Here is a 10,781-nt window from a genome sequence, read left to right as displayed (position 1 = left end):
CCCCGGACGGCTGCGGACGGCCGTCCCACCCCCTGAAGGAGAACCGGAGTGCCCACCACCATGACACGCCGCGCCGCCGCGGCCCTGGCCGCCGCGGCGCTCGGCCTCACCGCCGCCTGCACCGCCGGCGGCGACGGGACCGGCGAGGGCCCGAAGTCCGACGAGAAGCAGACCATCGAGGTCTGGCACGGCTGGAGCGCCGCGCACGAGGTGAAGGCCTTCCAGGACGCCGTCGCCGGCTTCAACAAGGCCCACCCCAACATCACGGTGAAGCTCGTCAGCGGCGTCACCGACGAGCGCATCACCAACGCGATCCGGGGCGGGAACCCGCCGGACGTGGTGTCGTCCTTCACCACCGACAGCGTCGGGCAGTGGTGCAAGAGCGGCGCCTGGCAGAACCTCAAGCCCTACATCGACAAGTCCAAGGTCGACCTGAACATGTTCCCGCCGGCGGTGCGGAAGTACACCGAGTACCAGGGCGTCCGGTGCGCGATGCCGCTGCTGGCCGACGCCTACGGGCTCTACTACAACAAGGACCTGATGAAGGGCGAGCAGCCGCCCAAGACGATGAGCGAGCTGACCGCGCTGGCCAAGAAGCTCACCGTCCGCGACCCGGACGGGACCATCAAGGTCGCCGGGTTCATGCCGTCCGCGCAGTACTACGAGCACCAGGTCCAGCACCTCGCCCCGCCGTTCGGGGTGAAGTGGCTGACCGGCGACGGCAAGGCCAACTTCTCCAAGGACCCCGCGTTCCAGGCGTACCTGAAGTGGAACAAGGAGCTCATCGACTGGTACGGCTACGACAACGTCAAGAAGTTCCTGCGCTCGCTGGGCCAGGAGTTCGAGGCGGCCAACCCCTTCCAGAAGGGGAAGGTGGCGATGGCGATCGACGGTGAGTGGCGCACCAAGTTCATCGAGAAGGAGGCGCCCAAGCTCAACTACGACACCGCGGCCTCCCCCGTCGCCGACGACAAGCTGTCGACCTACGGCAGCGGCTTCATCGCCGGCACCGTCATCGGGATCCCGCGCGGCGCCAAGCACTCCCAGGCGAGCTGGGAGTTCGTCCGCTACCTCACCACCGACACCGCCGCGCTGGTGACGCTGTCGAACGGGCTCGGGAACGTGCCGTCCACCATCCCGGCGCTGTCGTCGACCGACCTGAAACTGACGCCGCAGTTCAAGACGTTCCTGGACGTGTTCAAGCACCCCGCCAGCACCACCACGCCGCCGACGCCGAACGGCAACGACTACATCGTGCGGTTCCAGAAGTTCGTCCAGGACGAGTGGGAGCCCGGCAAGGTCAAGGACCTCGGCCCGGCGCTCACCAAGCTCGACGGCGAGGTCGACAACGCGCTGAAGCTCGCCGGAGGCTGACCTGTGGCACTCGGTTCACTGCGGCTGCCGTTCACCGGCGGCGCGCGGACCGGGACGGCGGCGGCGCGGGCGCGCCGCCGCCGTCGGCTCCGCGTCCTCGCGTTCCTGTCCCCCTGGCTGGTCGGGATCGCGCTGTTCTTCGGCTACCCCCTGGCCGCGACCGTCTACTTCTCCTTCACCCGCTACAACCTGTTCACGCTGGAGTACGTCGGCTGGGACAACTACGCCTACCTGCTCGACGACGGCCAGGCGTGGACGGCGATGCGGAACACGCTGTGGCTGGTGGCGGTGCTCGTCCCGCTGCGGCTGCTGTTCGGCCTGGGCGTCGCGCAGCTCCTCACCAAGATCAAGGCCGGCGGGGGCGTGCTGCGGTCGATCTTCTACCTGCCGTACCTGATCCCGCCGGTGTCGGCGACGGTCGCGTTCGTGTTCCTGATGAACCCCGGCACCGGCCCGTTCCCGACGATCCTCGACAAGCTCGGGATCACGCTGCCCGACTTCTTCAACGAGGCCGCCTGGGCCAAGCCCGGCCTGACGCTCCTCGGCCTCTGGGCCGTCGGCGACATCATGATCATCATGCTGGCGGCGCTGCTCAACGTGCCGCGGTCGCTGTACGAGGCCGCCGAGATCGACGGCGCCGGGGCCTGGTCGCGGTTCCGGCACATCACGCTGCCGACCGTCTCGCCCGTGCTGGCGTTCTGCGCCGTCACCGGCGTGATCGAGACGCTGCAGTACTTCACGCAGGCGATGGTGGCGGGGAAGGTCGCGTCCGGGCGGGCCGACCTGCCCGGCACCCAGTACCAGCCCGGCTATCCCGGTGACTCCACGCTGACGTTCCCGCAGTGGCTATATGACCAGGGGTTCCGGCAGTTCAACATGGGCTACGCGAGCGTCCTGGCGCTGGTGATGTTCGCCATCGCGATGGTGTTCACGCTCTTCCTGCTGCGCCAGTTCAAGGCGTTCGCGGGCGAGGAGGCCGCATGAGGTCCGGGGGCAGGACGCGGCGGGCGCTGATGTGGGTCGCCGTGCACGCCACCGCCGTCGCCGTCGCGCTGATGTTCCTCGCGCCGCTGGTGTTCATCGCGCTGACCGCCGTGATGAGCGACCGGCAGGCGCTCAGCGCCGACCTGTGGCCGCGCGAGTGGCACTTCGGGAACTTCGTGGACGTGTTCAGCGGCGACATGGTCCAGTGGACGATCAACAGCACGGTCTACGCGGGACTGTCCACGGTGTTCATGCTGGTGTCCAGCGTCCCGGTGGCGTACGCGCTGGCCCGGTTCCGGTTCCGCGGCCGCAACGTCGCGCTGGTCGTGGTGATCTCGGCGATGATGCTGCCGCCGCAGGTCACGATGGTGCCGCTGTACATCGTGTGGGCCCGCCTGGACCTGACCGGCACGCTGTGGCCGCTGATCATCCCGCAGCTGTTCGGGGACGCGTTCTCCATCTTCCTGCTGCGCCAGTTCCTGGTGACGATCCCCCGCGAGTACGCCGACGCCGCCCGCGTGGACGGCTGCGGGGAGTTCCGCACGATGGTGCGGGTCATCCTGCCGATGGCGAAGCCGGCGCTGGCCGCGGTCGCGCTGTTCCAGTTCTTCTACTGCTGGAACGACTACTTCCGGCCGCTCGTCTACGCCGACCCCGACCACTGGACCCTCGCGATCGGCGTCGCGACGTTCCGCGCCGCGCACGAGGTCGAGTGGAACCTCACGATGGCGGCGACGCTGCTGACGATCCTGCCGGTGCTGATCGTGTTCTTCCTCGCCCAGCGGGTGTTCATCCAGGGTGTGACCTTGACGGGAGTGAAGGGTTGAAGCTGACAGTCATCGGGGGTGGGTCGACCTACACCCCGGAGCTGGTCGACGGGCTGGCGCGCGCGCACGCGGCGCTGCCGGTGTCGGAGCTGGTGCTGCACGACCCGGACGCCGGGCGCCTCGGCCTCGTCGGCGGCGTCGCCGCGCGGATGCTGGCGCGCGCCGGGCACCCCGCGGCGGTGACGACCACCGGCGACCTCGACAAGGCGGTCGCGGACGCGACGGTCGTGCTGCTGCAGCTGCGCGTCGGCGGCCAGGCCGCCCGGCACGTGGACGAGACGCTCCCGCTGGAATGCGGCTGCGTCGGGCAGGAGACGACCGGCGCGGGCGGGCTCGCCAAGGCGCTGCGGACCGTCCCGGTCGTCCTGGACATCGCCGCACGCGTCGCCGAACTCGCCCCCAGCGCGTGGATCGTGGACTTCACCAACCCGGTCGGCATCGTCACCCGCGCCCTGCTCGACGCGGGCCACCGCACGGTCGGGCTGTGCAACGTCGCGATCGGGTTCCAGCGCCGCGCAGCCAAGCTGCTGGACGTCCCACCAGACCGGATCAGCCTCGGCCATGCCGGGCTCAACCACCTCACGTGGGTGCGGTCGGTGCTGCTGGACGGCCAGGAGGTCCTGCCGCGCCTCCTCGACGAGCACCCCGACGAGCTCGCGGAGATCTCCGGCCTGCCCGCCGGGTTCGTGCGCGGGCTCGGCGCCGTCCCGTCGTACTACCTGCGCTACTTCTACGAGCACGACCGGGTGGTCGAGGAGCAGCGCGGCGCGCCGTCGCGCGCCGAGCAGGTCGCCGCGCTCGAGCGCGACCTGCTCGACCTGTACGCCGACCCGGCCCTGGACACCAAGCCCGCCCGGCTGGACGAGCGCGGCGGCGCGTTCTACTCCGAGGCCGCCGTGCAGCTCGCCGCGTCGCTGCTGACCGGGCGTGGCGACGCGCAGGTGGTGAACGTCCGCAACAACGGCACGCTGCCGTTCCTGGACGACCAGGCGGTCGTGGAGGTGCCGGCGCGGATCACCGCGTCGGGTGCGGTGCCGCTGCCCGTCCCGCAGGTGGAGCCGCTGTTCGCCGGGCTGATCGCGCACGTGTCGGCCTACGAGGAGCTGGCGCTGGACGCGGCGCGGCGCGGCGGCGTCGACCGCGTCGCCGCGGCGCTGCTGGCGCATCCGCTGATCGGCCAGGCCGATGTCGCCGACCGCCTCGCCCGCGACCTGGTGGCCGCCAACCGCGACCACCTCCCCTGGGCCGCGTGATGGCCGCTTCCGCGAACACGCCGGGGGGCGTGCTGGTCGCCGTCGACGGCGGCAACAGCAAGACCGACGCGGCCGTGGTCGGGGACGGCGGGGAGCTGCTCGCCACCGTCCGCGGCGACGGGTTCCGGCCCCAGCTCGACGGCCTGGACACCGCGCTGGACGCGCTGTCGGCCGTCATCGACGCCGCGCTGCGCCGCGCGGGCGCGCTGCCCGGCGAGGTCGCCCACCTCGCCGCCTACATGGCCAACGTGGACCTGCCGGGCGAGGAGGAGCGCCTGGAGAAGCTGCTGCTCGGCCGGGGCGCCGCCGCGAGCGTCGCGGTCGGCAACGACACCTTCGCGCTGCTGCGCAGCGCCGTCACCGCCGGCTGGGGCGTCGCCGTGGTGTGCGGCGCGGGGATCAACTGCGCGGGCGTCGGACCGGACGGGCGCACCGCCAGGTTCCCGTCCCTCGGGCCCCACACCGGCGACTGGGGCGGCGGCGGCTCCCTCGGCCGCGCGGCGCTGTGGCACGGCATCCGCGGCGAGGACGGCCGCGGCCCCCGCACGGCGCTCACCGGGGCCGTCGCGTCATATTTCGGCGTCGAGCGCGCCATCGACGTCGGGCTCGGCATCCATCTCGGCGAGTTCGACGAGGGGCGCCTCACCGAGCTGGCGCCCGTCCTTATCGACGCCGCGGAGGCGGGCGACGAGGTGGCGCGGGAGGTCGTGGCGCGGCTCGCCGGGGAGGTCGCGGTGCTCGGCTCGGTGGCGCTGCGCCGCCTCGGGCTGCTGGACGAGCCCGCCGACGTCGTCCTCGGCGGCGGGATCCTCGCGGCGCGCCGCCCCCTCCTCATGGACGCGGTCGCCGCCCGCTACGCCGAACTCGCCCCGCACGCGCGGCTGCTCGTCCCCGAGGACCCGCCGCTGCTCGGCGCCGCGCTGCTCGCCCTCGACCACGTCACCGCCGCGCCCGCCGCCCACGAGACCCTCCGCGCCGCCTTCCGCCGGCGCTGAATCCCGAGCGGGTGCCGAGTCACAGCGGGGGGCGGCGCGCCTCCCACGGGGTGCTGAGGACGACCGTCGTGCGCGTCGCGACGTTCGCGGCGGCGCGGATCTTCTGCAGCAGGTCCTCGAGCTCGTTCGGGGACGCGACGCGCACCTTGAGGATGTAGCTCTCGTCCCCGGCCACCGAGTGGCACGCCTCGATCGCCTGGAGATGGGCCAGCCGGTCGGGCGCGTCGTCCGGCGCGGCCGGGTCGATCGGCTTGATCGAGATGAACGCGGTGAGCGGCAGCCCGATCTGCGTGCTGTCGAGCTGGGCGGCGAACCCGGTGATGGCGCCGCGCTTCTGCAGCCGGCGCACGCGCTGGTGCACGGCCGACACCGACAGGCCGGTCTCCTTGGCCAGGTCGGTGAAGCTCATCCGCCCGTCGCCGGCCAGCAACCCCAGGATCTGACGATCGATCTCCTCCACGCGGGAAATCTAGCGTGCCGGGGGCGGTGCCCGGGCCCGTCCGCCCGATCACGGACCGGCTCAGCCGGCGAGCGTCCGGCGGCGCTGGGCGCGCGGCGGGCCGCAGCTGCCGCGCACGACGAGCTCGGTCGGCAGCAGCACCGGCCCGCCGCGGCCGCGCCGGGCGGGCTCGCGCAGCACCAGCTCGCAGGCGCGGTAGCCGATGTCGCGGCCGGGGCGGGCGACCGCGGTCAGCGGCGGGTCGCACAGCTCCGCCCACGCCACGTCGTCGACCATCGCGATGGACACGTCGGCGGGGACCCGCAGGTCCAGCTCGCGCGCCACGAGGACGGCGGCCTCGCCGAGCAGGTGGTCGGCGGCCAGGACGGCGGTGACGTCGCCGCGGCGCTGCAGCAGCCCGGCGGCGGCCGCGTAGGCGGCGTCGCGGGCCGGGCGGGCGGCGACGACCAGGTCCTCCTCGACGGGCACGCCGAGCTCGGCGAGGGCGGCGCGGAACGCGCGCTCGCGCACCCGGGGCGGGCCGCCGGGGACGGCGCCGAGGAACGCGATGCGGCGGTGCCCGAGCCCGGCGAGGTACTCGGTGACGGCCCGGACGCCGCCCGCGTCGTCGGCCAGGACGGACGGCACGTCCGGCACGTCCGGCGGCCCGGGCGGCCCCGGCAGGACGCGGCCGGCGAACACGACGCTGGAGCACACCCGGGCGGCGCCGCGCCAGTCGGCCTCGTCCCCGGCGGGCATGGCGATGATGCCGCCCACCCGCTGCCCGGCGAGCCGCTCGACGATCTCGGCCTCGCGGGCGGGGTCGCCGTCGGCGGCGTCGACGATGACGTGCTCGCCGAGGGTGCGGGCGCAGTCCAGCACGCCGGCGACCAGCTCGGCGCAGAACGGGTCGGTGACGTCGGGGACGATCAGCCCGATGCCGCCGCTGCGCCGCAGCTTGAGCCCGCGGCCGAGGGCGCTCGGGCGGTAGTCCAGCGCGCGGGCGGCGGCGAGTACCCGGTCGCGGGTGGCGGCGCTGACCGAGCCCGTCCCGGAGAACACGCGCGACACGGTGGCGATGCCGACGCCCGCCGACGCCGCCACGTCCTTGATCGTCGCGGGACGCCTGTCCGTCATGCCCGGATAGTCCCTTCAGGAGGTTTTAGATCATCTTCTCACGATCGTCCCTCCCCTGGAAACGTTTCCATGATGTTTACTCCAGCTACTGAGCAAAACCCCTGCTCGCCAGGGGGCTATGGAAACGTTTCCAAGAGGGGGTTCGGATGGCCAGGATCGTGCTGGACCGGGTCGACAAGGTGTACTCCGGCGGCGTCAAGGCCGTGGACGGCCTCGACCTGGAGATCCGCGACGGCGAGTTCATGGTGCTGGTCGGCCCGTCCGGCTGCGGCAAGTCCACCGCGCTGCGGATGATCGCCGGGCTGGAGGAGATCACCGGCGGGAAGATCTCCATCGGCGAGCAGGTCGTCAACGACCTCGCGCCCAAGGACCGCGACATCGCGATGGTCTTCCAGAACTACGCCCTCTACCCGCACATGACCGTCGAGCAGAACCTCGCGTTCGGCCTCAAGCTGCGCGGCACGCCGAAGGAGGAGCGGCAGCGCAAGGTCCGCGAGGCGGCCAAGATGCTCGGCCTGGAGCAGTTCCTGTCCCGCAAGCCCGCCGCGCTGTCGGGCGGGCAGCGGCAGCGGGTCGCGATGGGCCGCGCGATCGTCCGGCAGCCGCAGGCGTTCCTGATGGACGAGCCCCTGTCCAACCTGGACGCCAAGCTCCGCGTGTCCATGCGCGCGTCCCTCAGCCAGCTGCACGAGCGGCTCGGCGTCACCACCGTGTACGTCACCCACGACCAGGTCGAGGCGATGACGCTCGGGACGCGGGTCTGCGTGCTCCGCGAGGGGCGGCTGCAGCAGGTCGACACGCCGCAGCGGCTGTTCGACAACCCCGTCAACCTGTTCGTGGCGGGCTTCATCGGCTCCCCGGCGATGAACTTCGTGTCGGCGAACCTCACCTCGGGCGACGGCGGCGTGCAGGTCTCCTTCGCCGGGTACACGCTGCCGGTCCCGGCGTCCGTCCTGAACGAGAAGCCCGGCCTGCAGAACTACCTCGGCCGCCAGATCATCCTGGGCATCCGCCCGTCCGACTTCGAGGACGCCGCGCACGCCAGCCCCGAGTGGGCGCCGATGGCGGTCCGCAGCAGCGTGACCGAGGAGCTCGGCAGCGAGATCAACGTGATCTTCACGATCGACGCGCCGCCGGTCGAGCACAAGGACACCGCCGACCTCGCCGAGGACGCCGCCGAGGGCGAGGCCGACATGGCGATCCCGCTCACCGACAACCGGGCGCTGTGGACGGCCCGCGTCAACTCCCGCTCGCGCGTGCGCCCGGGCCAGCACGTCGACCTCGGCGTCGACACCCGCCGGCTGCACTTCTTCGACCCGTCCAGCGGCCTGGCGATCGGGCACCCCGAGACCGTCCGCAAGACCGCCCCCGGCCCCCAGGACACCGTGACCGACTTCCACAAGCAGAGCTGACCGGCCGCCGGGCACAGCGAGGGCGCGGACGGAGACCCGTCCGCGCCCTCGCCCGTGCCCGGTCAGTCGACGATGACCAGGCCGTGCTCGGTGACGTTCATCGGCTCGTGGCCGTCCTCGGTGCACACGACGATGTCCTCGATGCGGGCGCCGTGCGGGCCCGGGTAGATGCCCGGCTCGATCGAGAACGCCATGCCCGGCTCCAGCGGCTCCAGGTTGCCCGCCACGATGTAGGGGTCCTCGTGCGACTCCAGGCCGATGCCGTGGCCGGTGCGGTGGAAGAAGTCCGCGCCGTGCCCGGCGGCCTCGATGACGTCGCGGGCCGCCGCGTCCACCGCCTCGGGCGTGACCCCGGGGCGGACGGCCGCGCACGAGGCCCGCTGCGCCTCCTCCAGCACCTCGAAGTACGCGCGGTACTCCGCGGGCGGCTCGCCGACGCAGTAGTTGCGGGTGGAGTCCGAGCAGTACCCGCTCGGCATCGTCCCGCCGATGTCGACCACGACCGGCTCGCCCGGGCGGATCACCCGGTCGGTCGGCTCGGCGTGCGGGTTGGCGCCGTTCGGGCCCGACCCGACGATGACGAAGTCGACCTGCGCGTGCCCCTCGCCGGTGATCGCGTCGGCGATGTCGCGGGCGACCTCCCGCTCGGTGCGGCCCGCCTTCAGCAGGTCCGGCACGCGGCGGTGCACCCGGTCGATCGCCGCGCCCGCCTCGCGCAGCGCCGCCACCTCCGCCGGGCTCTTGCGCATCCGCAGCTCCCGCAGCACTCCCCCGGCCGCGACCTGCTCGGCGGCGGGCATCGCGGCGCGGAACCGCAGCGCCATCACCGCCCACATCCGGTCGGCGACGCCCACCGTCCCCGGGTCCTTCGGGAGCCGGGAGGCGACCAGCGCGTACGGGTCGTCGATCTCGTCCCACGGCACCAGCTCCACGCCGAGGGACCCGGCGGGCGAGGCCTGCGCGGCGGGCAGCTCCAGCCGCGGGACGACCAGGAACGCCTCGCCGCCGGCCGGCACCACCAGGCAGGTGAGCCGCTCCAGCTGCTTGGCGTCGTACCCGGTGACGTACCGCAGGTCCGGGCCGGGGGTCAGCAGCACCGCCCCGAGCCCGGCCTTCGCCGCCGCGTCCCGCACCAGGCCGAGGCGCTCACGCGGATACAACTCCGTTGTCACACCCGTCTCCATTCTCCGGTCTTCACTGCGGTACCAGGATCGCAGGCTGACCGGGGTCGCGCCGCCCCGGCCCGCCTGCGCCCCGGGTGTCCGCGGGGCATGGCACGATGTGGCGCATGAGCGGGCTGATGCTGCTGGACACGCCGTCGTTGTACTTCCGCGCCTTCTTCGGGGTGCCCGAGACGGTCACCGCCCCGGACGGGACGCCGGTGAACGCCGTCCGCGGCCTCATCGACATGATCGCGCGGCTCGTCCAGGACCGCGGGCCCGACCGCCTGGTGTGCTGCATGGACGCCGACTGGCGGCCCGCGTTCCGGGTGGCGGCGCTGCCGTCCTACAAGGCGCACCGGGTCGCCGAGAGCGGCGGCGACCAGACGCCCGACGCGCTGGAGGCGCAGCTCCCGGTCATCGACGCGGTGCTGGACGCGTTCGGGCTGGCGCGGGCGGGCGTCCCCGGCTACGAGGCCGACGACGTCATCGGGACCCTGGCCGTGCGGGGCGCCGCGGACGGCCCGGTCGACATCGTGACCGGCGACCGCGACCTGTTCCAGCTGGTGGACGACCGCGCCCCGGTCGCCGTCCTGTACACGGCGCGCGGCATCCGGAACCTGCAGGTGATGGGCGAGAAGGAGATCACGGCCAAGTACGGCATCCCCGGCCGCGGCTACGGCGACTACGCGACGCTGCGCGGCGACCCGTCCGACGGCCTGCCCGGCGTCCCCGGCGTCGGCGACAAGACCGCCGCCGCGCTCGTCACCCGGTTCGGGTCGGTGGCGGGGATCCTCGCCGCGCTCGACGCCGGCACCGACGAGGGGTTCCCGGCGGGCGCGCGGCGCCGCATGGAGGCCGCGCGGGACTACCTCTCCGCCGCCGAGACGGTCGTGCGGGTCGTCACCGACATCGACGCGCCCGAGCTGGCGAACCTCGACGACCGGCTCCCCACCGGCGCGCGCGACCCCGAGACGCTCGTCGCGCTGGCGGACCAGTGGAACCTCGCGAGCCCCGTCAACCGCCTGCTGAACGCCCTGTCGCGCTGACCGGCCCTTTGACCCGGGCCCTGACTGATCGTCGCTGCAATTTTCGTCAAAAGTGTCAGATGACGCAGACAGGGCGTTCTCCCGCGTGCAGCATCCGTCCCAGTGAGGGGTTCTCATTGGGATGAAGGCAGTGCACCGCCGCGGGACGGAC

General features: G+C 73.0%; 10 protein-coding genes. 7 read left to right on the top strand and 3 right to left on the bottom strand.

What is annotated here, in order from left to right; translation table 11 throughout:
- The first annotated feature begins 48 nt into the window (after window positions 1-48).
- Genes E1287_RS27000 through E1287_RS26980 form a run of 5 tightly spaced genes read left to right on the top strand, consistent with a single transcriptional unit; the run spans window position 49 to window position 5,433 of the window.
- A complete protein-coding gene (locus E1287_RS27000; protein ID WP_243719463.1) occupies window positions 49-1,374 on the top strand; it encodes an ABC transporter substrate-binding protein in 1,326 nt (441 codons plus the stop codon).
- A gap of 3 nt (window positions 1,375-1,377) precedes the next feature.
- A complete protein-coding gene (locus E1287_RS26995; RefSeq protein WP_243719462.1) occupies window positions 1,378-2,358 on the top strand; it encodes a sugar ABC transporter permease in 981 nt (326 codons plus the stop codon).
- On the top strand, window positions 2,355-3,185 hold the full coding sequence (locus tag E1287_RS26990; RefSeq protein WP_131967874.1) for a carbohydrate ABC transporter permease: 831 nt from the start codon (window positions 2,355-2,357) through the stop codon (window positions 3,183-3,185). Before E1287_RS26995 ends, E1287_RS26990 begins: the two co-directional genes overlap by 4 nt.
- The gene (locus E1287_RS26985; RefSeq protein WP_131967873.1) at window positions 3,182-4,438 is read left to right on the top strand and encodes a 6-phospho-beta-glucosidase; all 1,257 of its coding nucleotides are present in this window, start codon (window positions 3,182-3,184) and stop codon (window positions 4,436-4,438) included. The genes E1287_RS26990 and E1287_RS26985 overlap by 4 nt, the downstream gene beginning before the upstream one ends.
- Window positions 4,438-5,433, top strand: a complete 996-nt coding sequence (locus E1287_RS26980) for a BadF/BadG/BcrA/BcrD ATPase family protein (RefSeq protein ID WP_131967877.1) — start codon at window positions 4,438-4,440, stop codon at window positions 5,431-5,433. The genes E1287_RS26985 and E1287_RS26980 overlap by 1 nt, the downstream gene beginning before the upstream one ends.
- 19 nt (window positions 5,434-5,452) lie before the next feature.
- Here E1287_RS26980 and E1287_RS26975 read toward each other — a convergent pair whose 3' ends face one another.
- Window positions 5,453-5,893 carry an Lrp/AsnC family transcriptional regulator gene (locus E1287_RS26975; protein WP_131967872.1) on the bottom strand — a complete coding sequence of 147 codons (441 nt, stop codon included), beginning with the start codon at window positions 5,891-5,893 and terminating at the stop codon, window positions 5,453-5,455.
- Between the two features lie 60 nt (window positions 5,894-5,953).
- Window positions 5,954-7,009 (bottom strand): LacI family DNA-binding transcriptional regulator, encoded by a 1,056-nt coding sequence (locus E1287_RS26970; RefSeq protein ID WP_131967871.1) that lies wholly within the window; start codon window positions 7,007-7,009, stop codon window positions 5,954-5,956.
- Between the two features lie 146 nt (window positions 7,010-7,155).
- Between E1287_RS26970 and ugpC the strand changes: the two genes are divergently transcribed.
- Window positions 7,156-8,421, top strand: a complete 1,266-nt coding sequence (gene ugpC, locus E1287_RS26965) for a sn-glycerol-3-phosphate ABC transporter ATP-binding protein UgpC (protein ID WP_131967870.1) — start codon at window positions 7,156-7,158, stop codon at window positions 8,419-8,421.
- A 62-nt stretch (window positions 8,422-8,483) separates the two neighbouring features.
- Here the strand turns inward: ugpC and E1287_RS26960 are convergent, their stop codons facing one another.
- Window positions 8,484-9,593, bottom strand: coding sequence for a Xaa-Pro peptidase family protein (locus E1287_RS26960; protein WP_243719461.1), 1,110 nt, complete (start codon window positions 9,591-9,593; stop codon window positions 8,484-8,486).
- Window positions 9,594-9,709: 116 nt separating this feature from the next.
- On the opposite strand from E1287_RS26960, the gene E1287_RS26955 reads away from it, so the two are divergent.
- Window positions 9,710-10,630 (top strand): 5'-3' exonuclease, encoded by a 921-nt coding sequence (locus E1287_RS26955; protein WP_131967868.1) that lies wholly within the window; start codon window positions 9,710-9,712, stop codon window positions 10,628-10,630.
- Window positions 10,631-10,781: the final 151 nt, after the last annotated feature.

It is taken from the genome of Actinomadura sp. KC06 (assembly GCF_004348735.1).
Lineage (GTDB): Bacteria > Actinomycetota > Actinomycetes > Streptosporangiales > Streptosporangiaceae > Spirillospora.
Note: the sequence above shows the minus strand (reverse complement) of the source record. Positions and strands in the feature narration are given on the sequence as shown.

What these genes read in the sequence shown, in the direction of transcription:
- E1287_RS26990 (WP_131967874.1), top strand. Translation starts at nt 2,355, where the DNA reads ATGAGGTCCGGGGGCAGGACGCGGCGGGCGCTGATGTGGGTCGCCGTG.
- ugpC (WP_131967870.1), top strand. Translation starts at nt 7,156, where the DNA reads ATGGCCAGGATCGTGCTGGACCGGGTCGACAAGGTGTACTCCGGCGGC.
- E1287_RS26955 (WP_131967868.1), top strand. Translation starts at nt 9,710, where the DNA reads ATGAGCGGGCTGATGCTGCTGGACACGCCGTCGTTGTACTTCCGCGCC.
- E1287_RS26970 (WP_131967871.1), bottom strand. Translation starts at nt 7,009, where the DNA reads ATGACGGACAGGCGTCCCGCGACGATCAAGGACGTGGCGGCGTCGGCG.
- E1287_RS26980 (WP_131967877.1), top strand. Translation starts at nt 4,438, where the DNA reads ATGGCCGCTTCCGCGAACACGCCGGGGGGCGTGCTGGTCGCCGTCGAC.